The 23,027-nt window shown below is 68.6% G+C and carries 24 protein-coding genes and 1 tRNA gene; 15 read left to right on the plus strand and 10 right to left on the minus strand.

What is annotated here, in order from left to right; all coding sequences use genetic code 11:
- Positions 1 to 309: 309 nt before the first annotated feature.
- The 9 genes from E0H92_RS09795 (at position 310) to E0H92_RS09835 (ending at position 8,549) form a co-directional block, all read left to right on the plus strand.
- Complete coding sequence (locus E0H92_RS09795; protein ID WP_238153485.1) at positions 310 to 1,113, plus strand: TatD family hydrolase; 804 nt, start codon at positions 310 to 312, stop codon at positions 1,111 to 1,113.
- Entirely contained in the window at positions 1,110 to 2,030 is a 921-nt protein-coding gene (locus E0H92_RS09800) for an ornithine cyclodeaminase family protein (RefSeq protein WP_202873555.1), read from the plus strand. The genes E0H92_RS09795 and E0H92_RS09800 overlap by 4 nt, the downstream gene beginning before the upstream one ends.
- Complete coding sequence (locus E0H92_RS09805) at positions 2,017 to 2,631, plus strand: nitroreductase family protein (protein ID WP_131468319.1); 615 nt, start codon at positions 2,017 to 2,019, stop codon at positions 2,629 to 2,631. Before E0H92_RS09800 ends, E0H92_RS09805 begins: the two co-directional genes overlap by 14 nt.
- 218 nt (positions 2,632 to 2,849) lie before the next feature.
- On the plus strand, positions 2,850 to 3,977 hold the full coding sequence (locus E0H92_RS45460) for a resuscitation-promoting factor (RefSeq protein WP_131468317.1): 1,128 nt from the start codon (positions 2,850 to 2,852) through the stop codon (positions 3,975 to 3,977).
- Positions 3,978 to 3,992: 15 nt separating this feature from the next.
- Positions 3,993 to 4,871, plus strand: a complete 879-nt coding sequence (gene rsmA / locus E0H92_RS09815) for a 16S rRNA (adenine(1518)-N(6)/adenine(1519)-N(6))-dimethyltransferase RsmA (RefSeq protein WP_131496024.1) — start codon at positions 3,993 to 3,995, stop codon at positions 4,869 to 4,871.
- An 18-nt stretch (positions 4,872 to 4,889) separates the two neighbouring features.
- Positions 4,890 to 5,822: a 4-(cytidine 5'-diphospho)-2-C-methyl-D-erythritol kinase gene (locus E0H92_RS09820; RefSeq protein WP_202873556.1), complete on the plus strand. Its 933-nt coding sequence runs from the start codon at positions 4,890 to 4,892 to the stop codon at positions 5,820 to 5,822.
- Between the two features lie 32 nt (positions 5,823 to 5,854).
- Positions 5,855 to 6,106 (plus strand): type II toxin-antitoxin system Phd/YefM family antitoxin, encoded by a 252-nt coding sequence (locus E0H92_RS09825; RefSeq protein WP_238153484.1) that lies wholly within the window; start codon positions 5,855 to 5,857, stop codon positions 6,104 to 6,106.
- Entirely contained in the window at positions 6,103 to 6,498 is a 396-nt protein-coding gene (locus E0H92_RS09830) for a type II toxin-antitoxin system VapC family toxin (RefSeq protein ID WP_131496025.1), read from the plus strand. The genes E0H92_RS09825 and E0H92_RS09830 overlap by 4 nt, the downstream gene beginning before the upstream one ends.
- A 152-nt stretch (positions 6,499 to 6,650) precedes the next feature.
- Complete coding sequence (locus E0H92_RS09835; protein WP_202873557.1) at positions 6,651 to 8,549, plus strand: elongation factor G; 1,899 nt, start codon at positions 6,651 to 6,653, stop codon at positions 8,547 to 8,549.
- Here the strand turns inward: E0H92_RS09835 and E0H92_RS09840 are convergent.
- Positions 8,533 to 9,381: a fructosamine kinase family protein gene (locus E0H92_RS09840; protein WP_165549729.1), complete on the minus strand. Its 849-nt coding sequence runs from the start codon at positions 9,379 to 9,381 to the stop codon at positions 8,533 to 8,535. The genes E0H92_RS09835 and E0H92_RS09840 overlap by 17 nt on opposite strands.
- A 49-nt stretch (positions 9,382 to 9,430) precedes the next feature.
- On the opposite strand from E0H92_RS09840, the gene E0H92_RS09845 reads away from it, so the two are divergent.
- Complete coding sequence (locus tag E0H92_RS09845) at positions 9,431 to 11,251, plus strand: ABC-F family ATP-binding cassette domain-containing protein (protein WP_131468303.1); 1,821 nt, start codon at positions 9,431 to 9,433, stop codon at positions 11,249 to 11,251.
- A 409-nt stretch (positions 11,252 to 11,660) separates the two neighbouring features.
- On the opposite strand, the gene E0H92_RS09850 is transcribed toward E0H92_RS09845, so the two are convergent.
- On the minus strand, positions 11,661 to 12,158 hold the full coding sequence (locus E0H92_RS09850; RefSeq protein ID WP_131468301.1) for a MarR family winged helix-turn-helix transcriptional regulator: 498 nt from the start codon (positions 12,156 to 12,158) through the stop codon (positions 11,661 to 11,663).
- A gap of 95 nt (positions 12,159 to 12,253) precedes the next feature.
- Between E0H92_RS09850 and E0H92_RS09855 the strand changes: the two genes are divergently transcribed.
- Together E0H92_RS09855 and E0H92_RS09860 are read left to right on the plus strand one after the other, a co-directional pair.
- Complete coding sequence (locus tag E0H92_RS09855) at positions 12,254 to 13,039, plus strand: methyltransferase domain-containing protein (protein ID WP_131468299.1); 786 nt, start codon at positions 12,254 to 12,256, stop codon at positions 13,037 to 13,039.
- A 2-nt stretch (positions 13,040 to 13,041) separates the two neighbouring features.
- Positions 13,042 to 13,389: a VOC family protein gene (locus tag E0H92_RS09860; RefSeq protein ID WP_202873558.1), complete on the plus strand. Its 348-nt coding sequence runs from the start codon at positions 13,042 to 13,044 to the stop codon at positions 13,387 to 13,389.
- A 42-nt stretch (positions 13,390 to 13,431) separates the two neighbouring features.
- On the opposite strand, the gene E0H92_RS09865 is transcribed toward E0H92_RS09860, so the two are convergent.
- The 6 genes from E0H92_RS09865 to E0H92_RS09890 all read right to left on the minus strand — a co-directional run bounded on the left by E0H92_RS09865 (position 13,432) and on the right by E0H92_RS09890 (position 20,395).
- Positions 13,432 to 15,894, minus strand: coding sequence for an ABC transporter permease (locus E0H92_RS09865; protein WP_131496028.1), 2,463 nt, complete (start codon positions 15,892 to 15,894; stop codon positions 13,432 to 13,434).
- A 1-nt stretch (position 15,895) separates the two neighbouring features.
- On the minus strand, positions 15,896 to 16,675 hold the full coding sequence (locus E0H92_RS09870) for an ABC transporter ATP-binding protein (RefSeq protein ID WP_131468293.1): 780 nt from the start codon (positions 16,673 to 16,675) through the stop codon (positions 15,896 to 15,898).
- A 98-nt stretch (positions 16,676 to 16,773) separates the two neighbouring features.
- Entirely contained in the window at positions 16,774 to 17,442 is a 669-nt protein-coding gene (locus E0H92_RS09875; RefSeq protein WP_131496029.1) for a response regulator, read from the minus strand.
- Complete coding sequence (locus tag E0H92_RS09880) at positions 17,443 to 18,621, minus strand: sensor histidine kinase (protein WP_238153483.1); 1,179 nt, start codon at positions 18,619 to 18,621, stop codon at positions 17,443 to 17,445. It abuts the gene before it with no gap.
- 74 nt (positions 18,622 to 18,695) lie between these two features.
- Entirely contained in the window at positions 18,696 to 19,337 is a 642-nt protein-coding gene (locus E0H92_RS09885) for a TetR/AcrR family transcriptional regulator (protein ID WP_131285843.1), read from the minus strand.
- A gap of 59 nt (positions 19,338 to 19,396) precedes the next feature.
- Complete coding sequence (locus E0H92_RS09890) at positions 19,397 to 20,395, minus strand: acyl-CoA desaturase (protein ID WP_131496030.1); 999 nt, start codon at positions 20,393 to 20,395, stop codon at positions 19,397 to 19,399.
- A 121-nt stretch (positions 20,396 to 20,516) separates the two neighbouring features.
- On the opposite strand from E0H92_RS09890, the gene E0H92_RS44090 reads away from it, so the two are divergent.
- Positions 20,517 to 20,588, plus strand: a tRNA-Gln gene (locus tag E0H92_RS44090).
- Positions 20,589 to 20,654: 66 nt separating this feature from the next.
- Positions 20,655 to 21,092: a hypothetical protein gene (locus E0H92_RS09895; RefSeq protein ID WP_131496031.1), complete on the plus strand. Its 438-nt coding sequence runs from the start codon at positions 20,655 to 20,657 to the stop codon at positions 21,090 to 21,092.
- Here the strand turns inward: E0H92_RS09895 and E0H92_RS09900 are convergent.
- Positions 21,089 to 21,793, minus strand: a complete 705-nt coding sequence (locus E0H92_RS09900; RefSeq protein WP_202873559.1) for an MBL fold metallo-hydrolase — start codon at positions 21,791 to 21,793, stop codon at positions 21,089 to 21,091. The genes E0H92_RS09895 and E0H92_RS09900 overlap by 4 nt on opposite strands.
- 280 nt (positions 21,794 to 22,073) lie before the next feature.
- Between E0H92_RS09900 and E0H92_RS09905 the strand changes: the two genes are divergently transcribed.
- A complete protein-coding gene (locus E0H92_RS09905; RefSeq protein WP_131496033.1) occupies positions 22,074 to 22,502 on the plus strand; it encodes a hypothetical protein in 429 nt (142 codons plus the stop codon).
- Between the two features lie 64 nt (positions 22,503 to 22,566).
- Here E0H92_RS09905 and E0H92_RS09910 read toward each other — a convergent pair whose 3' ends face one another.
- Complete coding sequence (locus E0H92_RS09910) at positions 22,567 to 23,001, minus strand: GNAT family N-acetyltransferase (protein WP_165549730.1); 435 nt, start codon at positions 22,999 to 23,001, stop codon at positions 22,567 to 22,569.
- Between the last annotated feature and the right edge of the window lie 26 nt (positions 23,002 to 23,027).

A 23,027-nucleotide genomic window follows, 5' to 3' on the forward strand; every position in this document is an offset into this window, starting at 1 on the left:
TTGCCGCAGCTCGCCGGAACTGCAGCTCGACAGTACGTATGTGTCTACTACCTGCCATCCTGCACCGGGCGGTAGTCCGGATCGCTGGACAGTGGACGTATACGTACTGTCGACATGCACAAATCCGCAAGGACCTGACCACCCTCGGCCATCCGCACCTCGGGCCGGAGAGTCGTCAAGTGACTCAGTAATCTGGGGCGCATGGGTGATGGTGTGGAGGTGGGTCGGCCGACGAGGGCTCGGGCTGCGGTGGGGGAGGATGGGCGGTCTCGGGATCGGGTGCGGCCCAGGGTGCCGGATCCGTTGCCGATGAGTGTGGTGGATGCGCACTGTCATCTGGATATCGCGGATGGGGAGGACGGGGACTGGCTGAGTCCGGCGGAGGCGATTCGGCTGGCCAAGTCGGTGGGGGTGACGCGGATCGTGCAGGTGGGGTGTGATCTGCCGGGGGCGGTGTGGGCGGTCGAGGCCGCCACGCAGTACCCGAACCTGATCGCCGGTGTCGCCCTGCACCCGAACGAGGCGCCGAAGCTGAAGGCGGCCGGTGAGCTGGAGAGCGCACTGGCCGAGATCGAGCGGCTCGCGGCGAGCAGCGACAAGGTCCGGGTGATCGGTGAGACCGGGCTGGACTACTTCCGGACCGGCGAGGACGGGCAGGCCGCGCAGCACGAGTCGTTCGCCGCGCACATCGAGCTCGCGAAGCGCCTGGACAAGACGCTGATGATCCACGACCGGGACGCGCACGACGACATCCTGCGCATCCTGGACCGCGAGGGCGTACCGGACCGGCTGGTGATGCACTGCTTCTCCGGCGACACCGAGTTCGCCCGCGAGTGCGTGAACCGCGGCGCCTACCTGAGCTTCGCCGGCGTGGTCACGTTCAAGAATGCCCAGTCCCTCCGCGACGCCCTGGCCGTCACGCCCGTCGACCGCATCCTCGTCGAGACGGACGCCCCGTACCTGACGCCCTCGCCGTACCGCGGCAAACCGAACGCGTCGTACCTGATCCCCCACACGGTCCGAAAGATGGCCGACGTCCTCAACATCTCGGTCCCCGAACTCTGTACCGCCCTCAACGACAACGCGAACCGGGCCTTCGGCGGCTCGTGGTGAAGGTGCTGACGGACGCCGACATCCGCGAGCGGTTGACGGCACCCGATGCCGTCGCCTGGATGCGCGACGCGATCCTGGCGGCACACGACGGCCGGTTGCACACGCCGCCGCGCGTCCATGCCGAACTGGGCGCCGGCAACCTCGTCTTCACGACGGGCGCACTCGAGGGCGAGTGGTACGGCTACCGGTCGTACGACACGTTCCCGACCGATCCCGGCAGCCAGATGGTCGTCGTCCACGACTGGACCTCCGGCGACGTCCGTGGTGTGGCCGTAGGCAACGAGCTCGGCCCGCGCCGGGTCGGTGCGATCGGCGCGGTCGCCGTCGACGCGCTCGCGAATCCGGCTGCCACCAGCCTCGGTCTGGTCGGCGCCGGGCCGCAGGCCTGGACGCAACTCTGGGCGATCTCCGCGGTCCGCACCCTCAGCGAGGTCCGGGTGTTCAGCCGCGATCCAGTACGGCGGAACGCCTTTGTCGCAAGGGTTTCCGAGGAGCTCGGACTGCCCGCGGTCGCGGCGGGCTCGGCTCAGGAAGCGGTCGAGGGACAGGACCTCGTCGTACTGGCGACGAGCAGCCCGACACCTGTCCTCGAGGCCGACTGGATCGCGCCCGGCGCCTACGTGACGACGCTGGGACCCAAGCAGGTCGGCCGGGCCGAGTTCGGGCCCGACCTGGTCGCGCGCGCCGATGTGGCGGTGACCGACTCGGTGGCGCAGACCTCGGCGTACGACCCGCCGTTCGTCCTGGCCGGTACGCCGCAGCACGAGCGGCTGACGAGCCTCGGTGCCGTTCTCGCGGGTGACGCGCCCGGGCGGAGGTCGCCGGACCAGACCGTGATCTTCTGCTCGGTGGGCCTCGCGGGCACCGAAGCCTTCCTCCTCGCACGCCTGATAGACAGGCTTCATGGAGTTCAGTGAGGTTGTCCGGCGGCGGCGGATGGTGCGGAACTACGACCCGGATCGGGGGGTGCCGGAGGACGTTCGGGAGCGGATTCTCGAGAACGGGTTGCGGGCGCCTTCGGGTGGGTTCACGCAGGGGTGGGCGTTCCTGACCCTGGAGGGGGAGGACCGGGAGCGGTACTGGCGGATCGCGGCCGAGGATCCGGATCCCAAATATGTTGAATGGGTCACAGGGCTGCGCCGGGCCCCGCTGCTGATTCTGGCCTTCGCGCACAAGGACGCGTACCTCGATCGGTACACCGAGGCGGACAAGGGCTGGACCGATCGGGACGAGGGTCGCTGGACGGCGCCGTACTGGTACGTCGATACCGGGATGGCGGTCCTGCTGATGTTGCAGACGGTCGTCGACGAAGGCCTGGGAGCCTGCTTTTTCGGGCCTCCCGCGGACAAGGTGGGCCGGTTGCTGAAGGAGTTCGGCGTACCCGAGGGGTTCGATCTGGTCGGGGTGCTGTCGGTCGGTCACCGGGCCCCGGACAAGCGGTCGCCGTCGCTGAAACGGGGGCGCCGGACGACCGCCGAAGTGGTCCATCGGGGGCAGTGGGGCCATCACACGGTGTAAGTACGCCGTTACACCTTTTTGCGACTCGCCGACCAGGGGATTGGCACTTCCGCGACTTCTTCGTTATGGTCCCGTGATGTTGGCCGGGATCGGGGAAGGTTCCGGGCACAGCACGCCCCTCGGCGTCGACCACAGGTTCCAGGCCGCCAGCCTGGCGCTCGCGGCCGGTGCCTGTGCTGTCCCACCCCGTGCCCGGGTAGCCCTACCTGGGAGCGTTAGTGCGTAAGTCCATCATCGTGGCCGTCGGTGCGACGGCTGCGTTCGCCGTCGCGGGCGGCTCCGTGGCGTATGCCGCGAAGAGCAAGACCGTCACCCTCTCCGTCGACGGCCAGGTGCGGAAGGTTCACACCTTCGGTTCCACCGTGGCAGACGCCCTGAAGGCCGAGAAAGTTCAGGTCGGTGAGCACGACGTCGTCGCGCCCGGCGCGGACTCGAAGCTGAAGGACGGCCAGGAGATCGCCGTGCAGTACGGGCGGCAGTTGACTGTCAACGCGGACGGCACCAAGAAGGCGTACTGGACCACGGCCGACAGTGTGCACGAGGCGCTGGCCGATCTGGGTCTGCGGTACGACGGCGCCCAGCTGTCCACCAGCCGGAGCGCGCCGCTCGGCCGCCAGGGCCTCGAGCTGACCATCACGACGCCGAAGACCGTGCAGATCGTGCACCTCGGCAAGACCGTGACGATCAAGTCGCTGGCCGGCACCGTCGGCGAGGCGCTGACCGCGGCGAAGGTCCGTTGGGACTCCGACGACCGGATCACCCCGGCCGCGGCCACCCCGTTGAAGCTCGGCGTGAACACGATCGGTTTCGTGTCGGTCCTGCAGAAGACCGTCACCAAGACCGAGGCGGTCGCGCACGGCACCGACGAGACCAAGTCGGCGACGCTGGAAGTGGGCACCAAGAAGACCACGACCAAGGGCACCGACGGCTCCAAGGCCGTCACGTACCTGTACACCTACCTGGACGGCAAGCTGTCGGCCACCAAGGTGGTCGGGTCGAAGGTGGTCGCCAAGGCGGTCGACGAGCAGGTCGTGGTCGGCACCAAGCCGAAGCCGGCGGAGCCGACCACCGAGACCACCGAGACCGACACGCCGTCGAGCAGCAACGTCGGCGCGTGGGACCGGATCGCCGAGTGCGAGTCGGGCGGTAACTGGTCGATCAACAGCGGCAACGGGTACTACGGCGGTCTGCAGTTCGACCACGGCACCTGGGCTGCCTACGGCGGTACGGCGTACGCGTACAACGCGAACGGTGCGTCGAAGGCGCAGCAGATCGCGATCGCGGAGAAGGTCAAGGCCGACCGCGGCGGCTACGGCGCCTGGCCGGTCTGCGGCAAGCGCGCGTAGTGCAAGACTGACGGGGTGACCTCGTCTGATTCATCGGCATCAGCCGGACCGAGACTGCTCGGTCCGGCTGATGTGCGTTCGCTGGCCGCTTCCCTCGGGGTCCGCCCGACCAAGCAGCGCGGCCAGAACTTCGTCATCGACCCGAACACGGTGCGCCGGATCGTGCGCGCCGCCGAGCTGACGCCCGAAGAGACCGTGCTCGAGATCGGGCCGGGTCTGGGGTCCCTGACGCTGGCGCTGCTCGCGGAAGGGCACCGGGTCACCGCTGTCGAGATCGACCCGCTGCTCGCGCAGGCGCTGCCGTCGACCGTCGCGTCGTACGCGCCGCACCAGGCGTCCAGGCTGACCGTGGTCGAGGCGGATGCGATGGACGTGACGCCCGCGGAGATCGGCGAGCCGACCGCCTGCGTGGCGAACCTGCCGTACAACGTCGCGGTGCCGGTGCTGCTGCACCTGCTCCAGGTCTCGGACTCGCTGCGGCACGGTCTGGTGATGGTGCAGTCCGAGGTCGCGGACCGGTTGGCGGCCGGACCGGGTTCGCGGACGTACGGCGTACCTTCGGCGAAGGCCGCGTGGTACGCCGAGGTGCGGCGCGCCGGGCCGATCGGACGGAACGTCTTCTGGCCGGCGCCGAACGTGGACTCCGGGCTCGTCGCGTTCGAGCGCCGCGAGCCGCCCGCGACGGAGGCGACTCGCGAGGAGGTGTTCGCGGTGATCGAGGCCGCGTTCTCGCAGCGCCGTAAGACGATCCGGTCCGCGCTGGCCCGCTGGATGCCGGACCGTTCACGCCTCGACGAGGTTCTGGAGGCCGCGGGGATCGACCCGAGAGTGCGCGGCGAGATGCTGGGGATCACAGAGTTCGCCACACTCGCAGGTGCAGGTCGGACTGTGTAAGGCACTAGCCTGTGCGACGTGCCACCTTCTGCTGAGGTCACGGTGCGGGCGCCGGCCAAGATCAATCTCGGTCTGTCGGTCGGTCCGCCGCGCCCGGACGGGTTCCACCCGGTCGCCACGGTGTACCAGGCCGTTGCCCTGTACGACGACGTGACCGCCGTACTGCGCGACGACGACGGCGAGATCTCGGTGGAGATCTCGGGTGACTTCGCGGACGACGTACCGACCGACGAGACCAACCTCGCGGTGCGGGCGGCGCAGTTGCTGCAGGCGGAGTACGACGTCGACGAGGGCGTCGACCTGACGATCCGCAAGACGATCCCGGTGGCCGGCGGGATGGCCGGCGGATCGACTGACGCGGCAGCGACTCTGGTGGCGTGCAACCGGCTGTGGGGCCTGCAGCTGACCCAGACCGAGTTGCAGCATCATGCGGCCGAGCTCGGCAGTGACGTGCCGTTCTGCTTGGTCGGCCACACGGCGCTCGGTCAGGGACGAGGCGAGCAGGTCACTGAGGTGATGTCCCGCGGGACGTTTCACTGGGTGTTCGCGATCGCCGACGGCGGGTTGTCGACGCCGGACGTGTACCGCGAGCTGGACCGGATGCGTCCGCTGCGCCGTGTCGAGGCGCCGCAGGTCCGTCCGGAGCTGATGTCGGCGCTGCTGTCCGGCCAGCCCGGCGCCCTCGCCGTTGCACTCAGCAACGACCTGCAGGCCGCGGCGTTGTCGCTGCGCCCCGAGCTGGGCGAAACGCTCCAGTTCGGCCTCGACCAGGGGGCGCTGGCCGCGCAGATCTCCGGCTCCGGGCCCACCTGTCTCTTCCTCGCCGCCGACAGCCGCAGCGCCGTCGACCTGGCCGTGGAGCTCGCCGAGTCCGGCCGCTGCCGCATGGTCCGCCAGGCCGAAGGCCCCGTCCCGGGCGCCAGAATCCTCCCTGCGATCGTCAGCCGGTAGTACACTTAGCTAAGTGGACTAAGGAGGATGTGGTGAGCGAGCTCGCGCAGTACAACATCCATGAGGCGAAGACGCAGCTGTCACGCATCATCGATCGTGTCGAACACGGCGAGATCGTGGTCATCAGCCGTGCCGGGCATCCGGTCGCCAAGGTGGTGCCGCTGGCCGACGTCGGGCGCCGGACGGGCCGTGGCTCACTGGCCGGACGGATCAGCTACACCGACGACTGGGACTCGCCCGAGACCAACGCCGAGATTGCGGCCGACTTCGGCATGCAGCCGTGATCGCGGCGCCGGGCGCTGCGCGGCTCTTGCTGGACACACATGTCCTGCTGTGGTGGCTGCAGGACGTCGGCGATCTCTCGGATGACCTGAAGGATCGGATCGACACCGAGTTCGAGGTGTACGTCAGCGCCGCCACCAGATGGGAGCTGTCGATCAAGGCCGCCGCCGGTCAGATCGACCTGCCGGAGGAGCTCGGTGACGTGGTCGAGGACAGCGGCCTGAGCGAACTGCCGATCCGGACGTCGCATGCCGAGCTCGCGGGGCAACTGCCGGCAATCCATCGGGATCCGTTCGATCGGATGCTGGTCGCGCAGGCGCTGGTCGAGCGGCTGACGCTCGTGACGCGCGACCGGTTCATCCAGAAGTACGACGTACCGATCCTCGAAGCCTGAAAAATCGTTCGTCACCGGCGGCGGCCGGTGCTAGCTTCGCCACGAGAACCCTCATCGAACCAGACAGGAGACCGGGATGCGCCGCGAATCGATCCACCCCATGGGTACTGATCGCTTCGACGCATTCGCGAGGACTCTTGAACTCTCTGACGATGGGTATTGTGGCGCATGTCGACGCCGGTAAGACCAGCCTGACCGAGCGGCTGCTGTACGCCGCCGGCGTCATCGACCGGGTCGGCCGGGTCGACGACGGGAACACGCAGACCGACTCGATGGATCTCGAGCGGAAACGCGGTATCACGATCCGCTCGGCGGTGGTGTCGTTCGCGCTCGGTGATCTGCCGGTCAACCTGATCGACACCCCGGGGCACTCCGACTTCATCGCCGAGGTCGAGCGCGCGCTCTCCGTCCTGGACGGCGCGGTGCTGGTGATCTCCGCGGTCGAGGGCGTGCAGCCGCAGACGCGGTTGCTGATGCGCACCCTGGACCGGCTCCGGATCCCGACGCTGCTGTTCGTGAACAAGATCGACCGGGTGGGCGCGCGGTACGACGACTTGCTCGCCGACCTCCGCCGGTTGCTGACGCCGGCCGCCGTACCGATGGAGTCGGTGGCGGATCTCGGCCTGCGGACGGCGTCCGTCGTACCGCTGCCGGTGCAGCGCGCCGAGGTCGGCGAGATGCTTGCCGAGCGCAATGATTCGTTCCTCGAGCTGTACCTCGAGGGTGCTGAGGTCGACAACGCGGCGGAGCTGCGCCGTCAGGTCGCGAAGGCCCAGATGTATCCGGTGTACTTCGGGTCCGCGATGACCGGGGTCGGGATCGCCGAGGTGATCGACGGGATCCGTCAGTGGTTGCCGCGGGCGATCGCGGCGCCGGAGGACGAGCTGCGGGCGCGGGTGTTCAAGGTCGAGCGGGGCGCGGCCGGACAGAAGATCGCGTCCGCGCGGATCGTCAGCGGGACGCTGGCCGCGCGGGCGACGGTTCCGGTGCATCCGCTGGACGGCCCGGCGTACCAGGTGCGCCCGAGCGGGATCGACGTGTTCGAGGACGGCGGCCGGCACGCGGTGGATCGGGCCGAGGCCGGTCAGATCGTGGCGTTGCGGGGTTTGAAGAGCATCCGGATCGGCGATCAGCTCGGCGTCCGTACGTCGTACGCCCACCGGCTGTTCGCGCCGCCGACGCTGGAGACCGTGGTGAGTGCGCGGGATCGGGTGAAGCTGTTCCAGGCGTTGACGCAGCTCGCCGAGCAGGATCCGCTGATCCGGGTCCGGAAGACGGGCGGTACCGGCGAGATCACCGTGAGCCTGTACGGCGAGGTCCAGAAGGAGGTGATCGCGTCGTTGCTCGAGTCCGAGTACGGCGTCGACGTCACCTTCAGCGAGACGACGCCGATCCACGTCGAGCGGCTGATCGGTACCGGCTCGGCGATGCGCGAGATCACCGAGGGCCCGTGGGCCGCAGGGGTCGGCTTCCGGGTGTCACCGGTTGCCGAGGGCATCGAATACAACCTGGAGGTGGAGCTCGGCGGGCTGCCGCGGGCGTTCCACACGGCGATCGAGGAGACGGTCCGGCAGACGCTGCACCAAGGCCTGTTCGGGTGGGAGGTTCCGGACATCCGGGTCGATCTGACGCACACGGCGTACTGGAGCCCGGTGACCGTGGCCGGGGACTTCCGCAAGCTGGTGCCGCTCGTCCTCCTGCAGGCGATCGCCGAGGCCGGTACGACGGTGCTGGAGCCGGTCAACCACTTCGAGCTGGACGTGCCGTCCGACACCGTGTCCCGGGTGCTCGCCCATGTCGCCGAACACCGCGGCATCGTCACGCAGACCACGCTCACCGAGACCCAGGCTCACGTCGAAGGCACCATCCCGGCCGCCACCACACACCCCTTCGAGTCCCTGCTTCCCACCCTCGGCCGGGGCGAGGCGCTCCTCGCCACCAGCTTTCACGGCTACAGCCCTGTCCCAGGCCCAGCGCCCAGCCGTGCCCGGACGGACGGCAACCCGCTCAACGAGAAGCAGTACGTCCTGAACCTCAGTCGAGTTCTTTGAGGATTTCGGAAATTTCGGAAACGGTTTCCGCGCGGTCTGGCCAGTGGGCGGTGATGCAGAGGAGTTCGCGGAGGTGGAGGAGGGGCAGTCGGTCGCGCCAGCCCGGGGCGAGCGGGTGCGCCTCCTCGTAGGCGTCGAAGAACGTGTCGGAGAGCTGCCCGTAGATGAGGAGGGTGGCCAGGTCGGCCTCGGGCCAGCCGTAGTGGACGGCGGGATCGATCATGGCCGGGCCGCCGTCCGGGGCGGGGAGCAGGTTGCCGTGCCACAGGTCGCCATGGAGGAGGGAGGGCGGCTGCGGCGGGATGAGCTCGGGGAGGCGGCCGGCGACGCGTTCCACGCGGCGACGATCCTCTGACGGGAGTTGGTTGTGGCAGTTCGGCTCCTCCAGGTAGCGGAGCAGTCGGTGCTCGGCGAAGAAGGCGTGCCCGTCAGTCGTCCACGGGTTCCGCTGCGGGAGCGTGCCCAGGTAGTTGTCGAGGTGGTACCCGAACTTGTCCGCGGTCTGCTGATGCTGCACCGCCAGCGCCCGCCCGGCGTCCTCCCAGTACGTCGGCGACGGTTCCGACGTACCGAGGTCAGTCAGCACGAGGTACGACGACGTCACCCGGAGAACTGACGGTACGGCGAATCCGCCCGGCGCACGCAGCGCGTCGAGACCGTCCGCCTCCAGCGCGTACAGGTCCGCCGGCAGGTCGTCCTGGGTCTTCACGACCACCGATTCGCCCAGCGTCGTCCGCACGCGGAACGTCTTGCTGGCGTAGCCGCCTTCGAGCGGATCGGCGGCGATCGCATCGCCGAGGGACAGTCCTTCGAGCCAGGCGGTAGTCAACACCTGGACGATCCTGGCACGGCTCGCGCAGTCAGCTACCCTTGGGCGCGTTATGGCGGCACCTAACTTGGTCAATCTGGAAGCTGTTTCGAAGGGCTTCGGGACCCGCACACTGCTCGACTCGGTCAGTCTCGGCGTAGGCCGTGGTGAGCGCATCGGCGTGGTCGGGCGCAACGGCGACGGCAAGTCGACGCTCCTGCAGGTCCTGGCCCGGCGTGAGGAGCCCGACAGCGGCCGGATCACCCACAATCGCGAGCTGCGGCTCGGGTACCTCGGTCAGACCGACGACCTCGACCCCGACCAGACCGTGCTGCACGCGGTCCTCGGCGATGTCGAGACCTACACCTGGGCGGCCGATCCACGGGCACGCTCGGTGATGGAGCACCTGCTCGGCGAAGTCGACCACCAAGCGTTGGTCGGCAGCCTGAGCGGTGGTGAGCGGCGCCGCGCCTCGCTGGCCCGACTGCTGCTCACCGAGGTCGACCTGCTGATTCTCGACGAGCCCACCAACCACCTCGACATCGAGGCGGTCAGCTGGCTCGCCGAGCATGTCGTCGACCGGGCCAGCGCGCTGATCGTCGTGACCCACGACCGCTGGTTCCTGGACGCGGTCTGCACCGACACGTGGGAGGTGCAGGGCGGCCGCGTCACGTCGTACGACGGCGGGTACGCGGCGTACGTCCTCGCCAAGGCCGAGCGGGCCCGGACCGCGCAGGTCACCGAGGCAAAGCGGCAGAACCTCCTGCAGAAGGAGCTCGCCTGGCTGCGTCGTGGCGCGCCTGCCCGCAGCACGAAGCCGAAGTTCCGGATCGAGGCGGCGAACGCGCTGATCGAGGACGTGCCGCCGCCGCGGGACAAGCTCGCGCTGTCGCAGCTGGCGACCGCGCGGCTCGGCAAAGACGTGTTCGACGTCGAGGACGTCAGCCTGAGCTTCGGCGACCGGAAGATGCTCGACCACGTCACGTTCCGGCTCGGACCGGCCGACCGGATCGGGCTGCTCGGCCCGAACGGCGCCGGCAAGACCACGTTCCTGAGGGTCCTCACCGGGCAGCTCGCGCCGGACCGGGGCCTGGTCAAGCAGGGCAAGACGGTCCGGATCGCCAACCTGTCGCAGACGCTCGAGGAGATCGACGGCACGGTCACCGTCCTCGACCACATCACCGCGATCCGGCGTACGGCGGCGCTCGCCGGGCGGGGCGGTGAGCTGACGTCGTCGCAGCTGCTCGAGCGGTTCGGGTTCACCGGGGACAAGCTGACGACCCGGATCTCGGACCTGTCCGGTGGTGAACGGCGCCGCCTGCAGCTGCTGCGCATCCTGCTCGACGAGCCGAACGTGCTGATCCTCGACGAACCGACCAACGACCTGGACGTCGAGACGCTGACCGTGCTCGAGGATTTCCTGGACAGCTGGCCCGGTGTCGTCGTCACCGTCACCCACGACCGGTACTTCCTGGAGCGGGTCAGCGACATGGTTTACGCGATCATGGGCGACGCCCGGGTCCGGCATCTGCCGCGCGGTGTCGAGCAGTATCTCGACGAACTCGCGGCCGGAATTCCGCGGCGGACGGCGTCGAATGCGTTGACGCCGGCCGCGGAAGTGTCCACCGATTTGTCAACGGCGGAAAACGGCCATTTGATTGAACGTCCGATGGCTGACGCGGCAGCGGCCCGGGCGGCGAAGAAGGAGCTGAACCGGATCGAGCGGCAGCTCGCGAAGATCACCGAGGCCGAGAAGAAACTGCACGACCAGCTGGCCGTGAGTGCGAGCGACTACGAGCGGCTCTCCGCGCTGGATGCCGAGCTCCGCAAGCTGGCCGACGAGCGCGGCGAGCTGGAAACGGCCTGGTTCGAGGCGGCGGAACGCGCGGAGTAGGACGCGTGGAACCCCCGGACCAGCAGGGGTTTCGAGCCACGGCGCCCCTCCGATCCCCTGTGATTCGGAGGGGGCGCCGAGCTCCTGGGTGAGCGGGCCCCGTGCCGGCCGGCGTTGTTCGGGCCCCGAGCCCCGGACACCGCGCGGCCACTTTCGGCGAACCACCTCTTGCCGCCGAAGTCACCGTGTTCTGACATTTTGTAGTCGATCAGCGACCGACGGTGACGACCCTAGTAGTGGGCCCAGCCGGTGTCGATAGTCGTCGGCTACAGCAGTCTCTCGATCTCGTTGCAACTAGCAACGATCGGACCGGGGCAGAAGTGACGGGTTGTCTTTTCGGATAATTCCGGGTATTTCGGCGGCGCTTTGTCCGGACGTTTTGTGGCCGACGCAAACCGGTTGTTTTCGGTCAGTGCTTTTCCAGATCGAAGGGGCGGACCAGCTCTCGTAGCACCCGGGCGATCTTCTGCTGGTCGCCGTCGCTGAGGCCGCCGAGCAGTGCGCGCTCATGGGTCAGCAGGTCGGCCATCGCGGCGTCGACCTTGTCGCGGCCCGCCGGCGTCAGCTGGACCAGCACGCCGCGCCGGTCATGCGGATCCGGCAGCCGTTCGACCAGGCCGCGGGCGGTCAGCCGATCGACTCGGTTCGTCATCGTGCCGGACGTGACCAGGGTTTCCTTGAGTAGCTTGCCGGGGGACAGTTGGTACGGCGTACCCGCCCGGCGCAGTGCTGCGAGGACGTCGAACTCCCAGGACTCGAGGCCGTGGGTGTCGAAGGCCTGACTGCGGGCGCGGTCGAGATGCCGCGCCAGCCGGCTGACCCGGGACAGCACCTCCATCGGCGCCACGTCGAGGTCGGGGCGCTCGCGGCGCCAGGCCTCGATCAGCCGATCGACCTCGTCCTCCATGATCCTGAGAGTACCCATCAAGACTCTTGACATCAAGACAAGTACTGGCGTTAGAGTATCTCGACGTCAAGATAAATCTGAGAGGGGCAGTCACGATGCGCACGTCTCCGGTGTGGAGTCCAGAGCAGTACGGCACGTACGCCGACGAGCGCGCCCGGCCGTTCCGGGACCTGGTCGAGCGAGTGCGGGCGACCGACGTACGGACCGTGGTCGACCTCGGCTGCGGGCCGGGCGCGTTGACCGCGACGCTGCGGCAGGTCTGGCCGGACGCCGTGATCCGCGGGATCGACAGCTCGCCGCAGATGCTCGAGGCGGCGGCGCAGTACGCCGACGACCACCTGAGCTTCGAGCTCGGTGACGTCCGCGAGTGGAGCGTCGAACCCGGTTCGCTGGACGTGATCGTCACGAACGCGACGCTGCAGTGGGTGCCGGAGCAGCTCGACCTGCTGCCCGGGTTCGTCCGGGCGCTGCGGCCGGGCGGGTGGCTGGCGATCCAGATCCCGGGCAACGGCGATGCGCCGTCGCACGCGATCCTGCGGGAGCTGGCCGGCACCGAGCCGTACGCCGAGTACGCGAAGGACACCTCGTTGCGTCCCGACGTACCTGGTCCGGCCGGGTACGTCGACGCGCTCAGCGCGGAGGGTTGCGTGGTGGACGCGTGGGAGACGACGTACTTCCACCTGCTGTCCGGCGACAACGCCGTACTGGAGTGGGTGAAGGGGACCGGCGCGCGGCCGGTGCTGCAGTCGCTGCCGGACGATGTGCGGCCTGCATTCGAAGCGGAGTACGGCGCGCGGTTGGCGGAGGCCTATCCGCAGAAGGAGTACGGGACGTTGCTGCCGTTCCGGCGGATCTTCGCGGTGGCGCAGAAGAAGGGATGAACATGCGGCTTGATCATGTGCAGGTGTCGTGCCCGCCGGGTGGCGAGGATGTGGCGCGGGCGTTCTACGGCGAGGCGCTCGGGATGACCGAGGTGGAGAAGCCGGAGCTGCTTCGAGCGCGTGGTGGATGCTGGTTCAGGCATGGCGCCGCGGAGATCCACGTCGGGGTGGAGAAGGAGTTCACGCCGGCGAAGAAGGCGCATCCGGCGTTGGCTGTCGATGATCTGGACGCGCTGGCCGCGCGGCTCGAGGCGTTGGGCTATCCGGTGACGTGGGACAACGAGACGATCCCGGGTCGTCGGCGTTTTCACACCGCGGACGGCCACGGGAATCGGGTCGAGATTGTGTGAAAGCGGCTCGCCCGGCCCCCTCAAGCCGGGCGAGCCGCTGGCTTATTCGGTCGCCAGTGCGCCGGCCGGGGCGACCTTGGCCGCTCGGCGGGCCGGTAGGACCGAGGCGACCAGGCCCGCGACCGCAGCGACAGCCGCGATCACGATCAGCAGTTTCCCGGGTACGGCGTACTCCACGGCGCCGTCGACCGTCTGGCCGCCCATCAGCGCGCTCGTCCCGGTCCAGCCGTAGATCAGGCCGAGGACGATCCCGAGACCGGCCGCGACCAGTGCCATCAGCAACGATTCGACCGCGAGCATCCGGCGCAGCTGGCGGCGGGACAGGCCCATCGCCCGGAGCAGCGCGTTCTCCCGGGTTCGTTCGAGCACCGACAGGCTGAGCGTGTTGCCGACGCCGACCAGTGCGATCAGCACCGAGACGCCGAGCAGACCGACGGCGACGATCAGCAGTACGTCGAAGATCTGCGTGTAGCTGGTCCGCTCGGCCAGTCCGCCCTCGACCGACAGATCCTTGACGGTCGGGATCGACTGCTCCACGGCGTCGATCACGTCCCCGCCGTCCGCCTTCGGATCCGACGCCAGCCAGAACCCGGTCACCGGCGCGCTCGGCGCCAGTTTCGCCAGATCGGTCGAGGTGACCGTGAACGGGTCGAGTCCGTTCCCGCGCTGGGCGGTCAGCGTCAGCTTGTGCTGCCCCGCCACGATCGTCACCGGGCTCCCGTTCTCGACCTTCAGCATCCGCATGGTCGGGTAGTCGAGCAACGCCGTACCGGCCTTGACCTGCGCGGCGAGTGCCGGATTGTGGATCACCGATCCGGCCTTGGCCGCGTCGAGGCCGGTGACCTCGAGCTCCTGACCGCCGGACTTCACCATCAGCTTGCTGATCGGGACGACCTGGGTGACGCCCTTGATGTCGCGGAGCTGCTGCTCGGCACTGGCCGGCATCTTCTCCTTGTACGTCGTCACCATCAGATCGACCGGGTACTGACCGTCCATCGACACATCAAACGTTTTCCGTACCGAGGCGATCCCCACACAGGTGAGGCTGATCAGCGTCACACCGATGAGCAGCGCCGACGTGGTGGCCGCCGTCCGTCGCGGGTTGCGGACCGCGTTCGCGACGGCGATCCGGGCGGGTACGCCGCCACCGCGGGCGGGGAGCGCGCCGATCACGCGGATCAGCGCCGGGACGAGCAGCGATCCGACCGCGAGAATGCCGAGGAACGAGATCGCTCCGCCCGCGACACCGATCAGTACCTCGTGCGACTTCGCCCCGGCCGCCAGCAGGAGGCCGCCGCCCGCGAGGAGCAGGAAGCCCAGGACCAGCCGCAGTACGCCGGCCTTGGTCGCGGCCGCCGGAGCGGCCTCGGGACGGAGCGCGGCGAGCGGCGCCACCTTCGTCGCCCGCCGAGCAGGTACGACGGCCGCGATCAGCGTGGCCAGCGTGCCGAGCAGGAGCGGCAGGAAGATCGACGACAGATCCAGGTGCAGCGGCACCGGCGGGATGCCCCAGTCGAACTCGCGGGACAGCGCCAGACCCAGCGCGGAGAGCGCGACGCCGAACACGACACCGATCGCCGAGGCGATCACGCCGACCACAGTGGCCTCCGCGATCACCGACGAGAAGACCTGCCGGCGGGACGCGCCGACGCAGCGCAGCAGCGCCATCTCCCGGGTCCGCTGGGCGATCACGATCGTGAAGGTGTTGCCGATCACCAGGCACGCCACGAACAACGCGATCACGGCGAACATCCCGAACACACCGCCGAGGACGTCGATGCCGTTGGTGTAGTCCTTCACCTCGTGCTCGATGAACGCCTCACCGGTGTAGGCGGTCAGGCCGCTGGTCACCACAGCCTGGGCGGCGTCGGCCAGTTGCTGCTGCGTGATACCGGGCTTCGCGGCCAGCGCGATCCCGCGGGTGTACGCACCCGGGTCGAAGATCTTCACCGCGGCCGGAGTCGCGACCGCGGAGGCGCTGCCGACGACCTTCGAGTCGTCGACCAGTCCGACGACCGTCACGGTCCACGACTTGTCGTCGTACGAGCTGATCCGCAAGGTCTGGCCGACGCCGACCTTGTGCTTGGCCGCGGTCCGGGCCGGCAGCGCGATCTCGTTCGTTGCGGTAGGCAACCGCCCGGACGAGGTGCCGGGACCGGCGATCTGCGCCGAGGAGTAGAGCGCGTCGACCGGGATCGAGGTGCCGCGGACCAGATCGGGGAACGCGACGTCCATGTACGTCGTCGTCAGCGTGACGACCGAGGCGGCCTGCTGGACCTTCTGCACCTTGGCGATGTCGGTCGGCGAGATGGCCACCTGGTCCGGGTAGACCATGGCGTCGACGCCCTTGTACTGCGCGCCGATCGTCTCGTCGACGCCGTGTGACGCGGACGCGTGCACGATCATCGCGAGCGAGCCGAAACCGACCCCGAGGACGATCGCCAGACAGGCGGCGATCAAGCGGCCCAGGTGGGCGCGCAGCGAGGAGAGGATCGAACGTCGCACGTCAGGCCCCCAGCTGACGCAGTGCGTCGAGAACGCTCTCCGGGGTCGGCTGCCGCAGCTCGCCGGCCAGCTTGCCGTCGGCAAGCATCACGACGCGGTCGGCGTACGACGCCGCGAGCGGGTCGTGCGTCACCATCACCACGGTCTGGCCGAACTCGCGGACCGAGCGGCGCAGGAACCCGAGTACCTCGGCGCCGGACCGCGAGTCCAGGTTCCCGGTCGGCTCGTCGGCGAACACGACCTCCGGGCGGCCGACCAGGGCCCGCGCCACCGCGACCCGCTGCTGCTGGCCGCCGGACAGCTCCGACGGGCGGTGCGTGAGCCGGTCGGCCAGACCGAGGACGTCGATCAGCGTGCTCAGCCACTGCTGGTCAGGCTTGCGGTTGCCGAGCTCGAGCGGGAGCAGGATGTTGTCGTTCGCGGACAGCATCGGGAGCAGGTTGAACGACTGGAACACGAAGCCGACCCGGTCCCGGCGGATCTTGGTCAGCTCCGCGTCCGGCAGCCGGGTCAGCTCGGTCTCGCCGAGCAGCACCTGGCCCTCGGTCGGGGTGTCCAGCCCGGCCAGGCAGTGCATCAGCGTCGACTTGCCGGACCCCGACGGGCCCATGATCGCGGTGAACTGGCCGACCCCGAAGTCGACCGAGACCCCGTCGAGCGCGGCGACCGCGGTGTCGCCCTGTCCGTACACCTTGCGCAACTCGTGCGCCCGGATCGCGGTCCGCGGCTCCCCGTCCTGCGGCAACCGCCCGGCCGCAAGCTCTCCGGTCTGCAAGCTCATGTCACTCCTCAACTCAACTGAACGTTGGTGAAGAATTTATTGAGCGCAGCCCCCGATCTCGTCGGACTCCAGACGGGACTCCCCGTACTACCTGGGTATTACTTGGTGGGCCGGACCAGCCCGGTCTCGTACCCCAGGACGACAAGGGCGACCCGGTCCCGCAGGCCGGTCTTGGCCAGGATCCGGCCGATATGCGTCTTGACCGTTGCCTCGGACAACGTGAAGAGCTTGGCGATCTCGGTGTTCGACAGGCCGCGGGCGACCTCGACCAGCACCTCGCGCTCGCGGGCGGTCAGGTCGGCGAGGTCCGGTCGCTCGGTCTGCTCGTCGGGCAGGGCCCCGGCGAAGTGCTCCAGCAGACGTTTCGTCGTACTCGGGGAGACGACGGCGTCCCCGGAGTGCACCTGGCGGATCGCGTTCAGCAGGTCGGCCGGCGGAGTGTTCTTGAGCAGGAAACCGGCCGCGCCGGCCTTGATCGCGGCGAACGCGTACTCGTCCAGGTCGAACGTGGTCAGCACGATCACCCTAGGGGCTTCCGGCAACGACTGGAGTCGCCGGGTGGCCTCCACACCGTCCAGCCGGGGCATCCGGACATCCATCAGGACCACGTCGCACGCCGTCACCTGGATCTTCTCGATCGCCTCGCCGCCGTCTCCCGCCTGCCCGACCACCCGCATGTCGGCCTGGGAGTCGACCAGCATCGTGAATCCCGCTCGGACCAGCTCCTGATCGTCGACCAGGAACACCCGGATCACGTCGTCGTTCACTTACTCTCCAGTCGGCAAGTTATAGGGCAGTTTGGCGATCACCTCGTACCCGCCGCCTGCCTTCGGTCCGGCGCTCACCGTACCGCCCGAGACCGAGGCGCGTTGCCGCATCCCGACCAGGCCGTGACCCGGGTCCGTACTCGGCGCGACGCCGGCGCCGTGGCCGTCGTCGGTGACCACCACGGTCAGCATCTCGCGCCCGAAGTCCAGGCTGACGGAGGTCCGCGCTCCCGGCCCGGCGTGTTTCAGCGTGTTCGTCAGACCCTCCTGCACGATCCGGTACGCCGTCAGACCGAGCAGCGCCGGGAGATCGCGGGGTACCCCGGTCACCTCGTAGCTGACGCTGAGCCCCGCCTCGCGGACGTTCTCGATCAGCTCGGGCAGGCTGGAGACGCCGGGCTGCGGGCGGGGCTGGTTCGGGTCGAGCTCGTTCTGCTCGTCCTGCTTGAGCAACCCGAGCATCTTGCGCATCTCGGTCAGGCTCGCGCGGCCGGTGTCGCCGATCGTCGCGAGCGCCTTCTTCGCCGCCTCGGGCGACTGGTCCGCGGCGTACAGTCCGCCGTCGGCCTGGACGATCATGATCGACAGGCCGTGCGCCACCACGTCGTGGATCTCGCGGGCGATCCGGGTCCGCTCGTTGCTCACGGCCAGTTTGGCCTCGCGGTCACGATCCCTTTCGAGTTGGGCGGCCCGCTCCTCGAGCTGAGCGACGTACAGACCGCGGGTACGGCGACGCTCGCCGAACGCCCACACGCCGAAGACGAGCGCGCCGAGCGCGACCATCATCGTGACCTGCTGTTTCCAGTCCGAGTTCGACCAGTACCGCGAGGTCGCCATCAGGACGCCGAGACCGCCGATCCCCAGCGCGATCCGGCTCAGCCGTACGTCGCCGTACACCGAGATCGCGTACAGCGCGACCAGCAGGCCGACGTTGCCGGGCATCAGTTCGAAGCCGCCGAGCCACTGCAGGACCGCGACCGAGCAGACCGCCCCGAACACCAACTCGGGGTGGGTGCGGCGCCAGATCAGCGGGACCAGCATGCCGAACGCGAGGATGCCGCTCCAGTGCGCCTGGGCGAGCGACAGGAAGCCGAAGATCATGCAGAGGCCGCCGGCGAGGAACAGGTCGAACGCCCTGCTCCGGGCAGGCAGCGGCCGCGCGGTCAGCATCCCCGTCATGCTGGCCAGGGTACGGGGCCCGGTCCTGGCGGGGGTCATTCCACGGTCGGATGTCGGCGTACGACCAGAGGCTGTTACTTGTGCGGGCGGGTCGCCAGAACGGGCTTGACCTCGAGGCCGGACAGGCCGTTCCAGGCGAGGTTCACGAGGTGCGCGGCGACGTCCTGCTTCTTCGGCTTGCGGGCGTCCAGCCACCACTGGCCGGTGAGCGCGACCATGCCGACCAGCATCTGGGCGTACATCGGGGCGTTCTTCGGCTCCAGCCCGCGGCGCTTGAACTCCTCGGCCAGGATGTGCTCGACCCGGGTCGCGACGTCGCTGAGGATCGAGATGAACGAACCGGTCGACGACCCGACCGGCGAGTCGCGGACCAGAATCCGGAAGCCGTCGGAGTTGTTCTCGATGTAGTCCAGCAGCGCGAGCGCCGCCTGCTCGACCAGTTCGTGCGCACGGCCGGCCGTCAGCGCGCCGGTGACGCCGTCGAGCAACGCGCGGACCTCGCGGTCGACAACGACGGCGTACAGGCCTTCCTTGCCGCCGAAGTGTTCGTACACCACCGGCTTGGAGACCTCGGCACGGTGCGCGATCTCCTCGACCGAGGTCGCCTCGTAGCCCTTCTGGGCGAACAGGCCGCGGGCGATGGTGATGAGCTGCTCGCGACGTTCGGCACTGGTCATCCGGATCCGGCCGGACCGCCGCGGTTTGGGTTCCGTCACGTCGTGATCACGTCAGCATCATGCCGTACTCGGGGTGTTGCACGGGGAGGATTTCCGTCTCAGGCAGCCTTCAGAGTACGCGTCGAGGCGTCCACGCGACGGGCTTCCAGGCGTTCCTTGACCGGCCAGCGGACGTCGGAGACCCAGCCGCGCTGCTCGAAGAACCAGATGCAGCGAGCCGACGTGTCGAGCTGACCCTTGAGTACGCCGTGCCGCGCGCAGGTCGGGTCGGAGTGGTGCAGGTTGTGCCACGACTCGCCCTGGCTGAGGATCGCCAGCCACCACACGTTGCCGGACTTGTCCCGGCTCTTGAACGGCCGGTCGCCGATCGTGTGGCAGATCGAGTTGATCGACCAGGTGACGTGGTGCAGCAGCGCGATCCGGACCAGGCTGGCCCAGAAGAACGCGGTCAGCGCACCGGTCCAGGACCAGGACCAGAGGCCGCCGATGACGGCCGGCGCGAGGAGGGAGACCGCGACCAGCAGCGGGAACATCCGGGACACCTTGACGACGTCCTTGTCCTTCAGCAGGTCCGGCGCGTACTGCCGCTGCGGGGTCTGCTCGGTGTCGAACAGCCAGCCGACATGCGCGTGGAAGAAGCCCTTGGTGAGCGCGCCCAGCGTGTTGCCGTACTTCCACGGGCTGTGCGGGTCGCCGTCGCGGTCGGAGAACTTGTGGTGCTTGCGGTGGTCGGCCACCCAGCGGATCACCGGGCCCTCGATCGCCAGCGAGCCGGCGATCGCGAGGGCGTACTTCAGCGGGCGGTTCGGCTTGAAGGACTTGTGCGTGAACAGCCGGTGGAAACCGATCGAGATCCCGTGACCGGCGACCGTGTAGAAGACCACCGCGAGCACCACGTCCCGCCAGCCGAGGAACCCGCCCCACGCGATCGGCACCGCCGCCAGCACCGCCAGGAACGGGATACCGATGAACAGCGCCAGCGCGACCTGCTCCCACAGCTTCTTCTGCTCACCGCCGAGCGTTCCGGTGTTCACATCCTCGTCGACCGGCGCGGGACGGGTGGGCGCATCCGGAGTGGCAACGGCGGGTGGAGTCATATCTGTTTCCCTCAGCTCAGCGTGTCCTTACCTACGCCACCGTAACCTACGGGACCGTAGGTAAGGAACCCCTCAGCGTGTCATCCACACCACTCATGGCACACTGTCCCGGCAACCACGATCCCCCGTGGGGTAATCGGCAGCCCGCGAGACTTTGAATCTCGAAGACCAGGATCGAAACCTGGCGGGGGAGCAGCGCAACCCCGGCTCGGGAGTTTCTGAGCCGGGGTTTTGCCGTCTCGCTCGCTAGCATCTGGGCATGGTGGTGACGGCTTCTGGGGTGTTTCGGCGTACTGCGATTGAGCGGGCGGACCAGCGGGTTTCCTGGGAGCGGACGGATCAGGCGTTCTTCTCGAGTGGGGCTTGTCATGTGCTGGCCTGGACGTGCCGGGATTTCTACCCCGAGCAGGAGATCGCCTTGGCGGCGTTGTACCTGGGGGACTTCGAGCATCCGCTGCACGTGTACGCGAGGTGGGGCACGTGGGCGTTCGATGCGTCGGGCTGGAACCCAGAGGCCGAGCTCCTGAAGGTCAACAGCGACTTCGAAGGTCGTCCCGTACGTGAGGTGGAGACGATCACGAGCGACCTTCGGGAGTTCTGTGAGAAGCACGTGCACCGGCAGCCGCATCAGTACTGGGCAGATCCGACAGAACGTGCACGCGCGTACGTCGGCCGATACGACCCGCCCTGGCTCTAGGCGCTTCGGGCCTGATTCAGGTTCGACTGGTGTGGGCCTTTGAGCCAGTCCTGGGCGAGGCGGGCGTCGGCCGGGTCTTCTCCCCGGCGTAGGGCGTCGATGTAGGCCCGGTCGGCGGCCAGACGAGCTGCCACCTCGGGACCCTCGGCGACGGCGCCGTGACCGGGGATGAGGACGTCGACGTGCTGGGCGGCCTCGCTGAGCCGGTCGAGGGCCGTTTCGTACGCGCTCACCTGATCGGGACGACGAGCATCGAGGAGCGGGATCAGTACGTCGGAGAGCATGTCGCCGGCGATCAGTACGCCGCGGTCGGCGAGATGTACGGCGGCATGCCCGATGGCATGTGCCTGATGCTCGACGACCTCGCCCGGGATCGGTCCGCCGTCCGCGGGCAGCGGGCTGAGCAGCCCGATCAGCTCGAGCGGGACGCCCTCGGCGCTCTCCGCCGCCATCGCCTGCGCCCGCTCGCGGGCCTCAGCGGCAACCGTCGTACACCCAAGCGTCGCGTACCGCGGCACGTCCCCGAACCGGGAATGCCACAGCAGATGATCCCAGTGCGGATGCGTCGAGAACCCGGCAACCACCGGAACCCCGAGCCGCTCCACGTCATCGGCGAGCTCGCTCAGATCGGCCCCGTCGATCCCAGGATCGACCAGCACCAACCCGCCGTCCCCCCGCACCACGACAGCGTTACTCCACACCCACTCACTCTGCCGCACCCAAACCCCATCACCCACCTGCGTCAACATCCGCTCACTGTCCCACCCACACCCACCCAGCGCGAGGCGTCGAGATACCGGGTTGTGTCACCAATGGCGGGTTGTAACCCGGCAGCGATGACACAACCCGGCAGCCGCAGCTAGGTTGTGCGGCATGGGGCGGGGGAGATGGCTGCTGTGCGGCGTGCTTGCGGGCTGGTTGGGGATTGCTTTGGGTGGGTGTGGCGCGGGTTCGGTCGAGCCAGCGGGGGAGGCGGAGCAGATGCCTGCGCGGTTCCGGATCGTTCCGGACGACTACCACGTCCCGTACGCCGGGACTGCTGAGGACGGACGGAAGTTCTTTCTCAGCGACGAGTTGTTCGGTCCCGGAGCGGCGTACGTCGGGTTGTACTTGTGGAAGGCGGACGGGACGTTCGACGAGGTGAAGGTCGACGAGGTACGTCGGCCCGACGGCGTCCCGCCTGGACAGGCTGCTTCGGCAGCCGCGGATCAGCTGATCGCCGCGCGGCTGGGTGAACTCGGCAAGTACGTTCTCGAGCCGATCGACGTCGCGCCGTTCGCCGTCCAACGCAACGGCGTGACCTTCGGCTGGGTCGGCACCGAGTTCGAAGGCACCTACTCGATCCACATCGAACCAGGCAACTTCATCGCCTACTACGCCCCCTGGGACGGCCTCGACTACGACACCTGATCACTCGCGACGATTCAGCCTCGCGGGTCGGTCGGCCTGTCGGGGATCAGCGTGCGACCGCAGCTCAGGCCAGTGTTTTCTTGAAGAAGACGGCGGAGTCTTCGTAGCCGAGGGCCAGGTAGAACGGGCCGGCTCGGCGGCTGGCGAGCGTTAGGTAGGCAGCGTCTGTGGACTTGGCCCAGCGCTCGGCGTGGTCCATCAGCAGGCGGCCGATTCCGGACTGTCGCTGGGTTTCGTCGACCATGACCTCCTCGACCCAGGCGACGGGGCCGTTGGCGAGGAAGGTGAGATGGGTGCTGCCCAGGAGGTAACCGACGATGCGGCCGTCGGCGGTCTCGGCGACCAGCAGGAGCGTGCCGGGTACGTCGACCAGTTGCTTCCAGGTCGCGTCGAACGCGGGTCGTTCGGGAGTGAAGGACGTGGCGAAGGCCCGGGCGAGCGGCCAGACGTACTCACCGTCCTCGAGACGAGCCGGCCGAGTGACGATCGAATCAGACACGCACACATTCTCCTGCACGTCACAGC

Source organism: Kribbella speibonae (genome assembly GCF_004331375.1).
GTDB classification, from domain to species: domain Bacteria; phylum Actinomycetota; class Actinomycetes; order Propionibacteriales; family Kribbellaceae; genus Kribbella; species Kribbella sindirgiensis.

Excerpts from the sequence above, each read along its gene's own strand:
- E0H92_RS09795 (WP_238153485.1), top strand. The coding sequence starts at position 310 with ATGAGTGTGGTGGATGCGCACTGTCATCTGGATATCGCGGATGGGGAG.
- E0H92_RS09850 (WP_131468301.1), bottom strand. The coding sequence starts at position 12,158 with ATGGAGGACGAGGTCGATCGGCTGATCGAGGCCTGGCGCCGCGAGCGC.
- E0H92_RS09835 (WP_202873557.1), top strand. The coding sequence starts at position 6,651 with ATGGGTATTGTGGCGCATGTCGACGCCGGTAAGACCAGCCTGACCGAG.
- E0H92_RS09880 (WP_238153483.1), bottom strand. The coding sequence starts at position 18,621 with ATGACGGGGATGCTGACCGCGCGGCCGCTGCCTGCCCGGAGCAGGGCG.
- E0H92_RS09860 (WP_202873558.1), top strand. The coding sequence starts at position 13,042 with ATGCGGCTTGATCATGTGCAGGTGTCGTGCCCGCCGGGTGGCGAGGAT.
- E0H92_RS09805 (WP_131468319.1), top strand. The coding sequence starts at position 2,017 with ATGGAGTTCAGTGAGGTTGTCCGGCGGCGGCGGATGGTGCGGAACTAC.
- E0H92_RS09845 (WP_131468303.1), top strand. The coding sequence starts at position 9,431 with ATGGCGGCACCTAACTTGGTCAATCTGGAAGCTGTTTCGAAGGGCTTC.
- E0H92_RS09890 (WP_131496030.1), bottom strand. The coding sequence starts at position 20,395 with ATGACTCCACCCGCCGTTGCCACTCCGGATGCGCCCACCCGTCCCGCG.
- E0H92_RS09855 (WP_131468299.1), top strand. The coding sequence starts at position 12,254 with ATGCGCACGTCTCCGGTGTGGAGTCCAGAGCAGTACGGCACGTACGCC.
- E0H92_RS09905 (WP_131496033.1), top strand. The coding sequence starts at position 22,074 with ATGCCTGCGCGGTTCCGGATCGTTCCGGACGACTACCACGTCCCGTAC.
- E0H92_RS09870 (WP_131468293.1), bottom strand. The coding sequence starts at position 16,675 with ATGAGCTTGCAGACCGGAGAGCTTGCGGCCGGGCGGTTGCCGCAGGAC.
- E0H92_RS09895 (WP_131496031.1), top strand. The coding sequence starts at position 20,655 with ATGGTGGTGACGGCTTCTGGGGTGTTTCGGCGTACTGCGATTGAGCGG.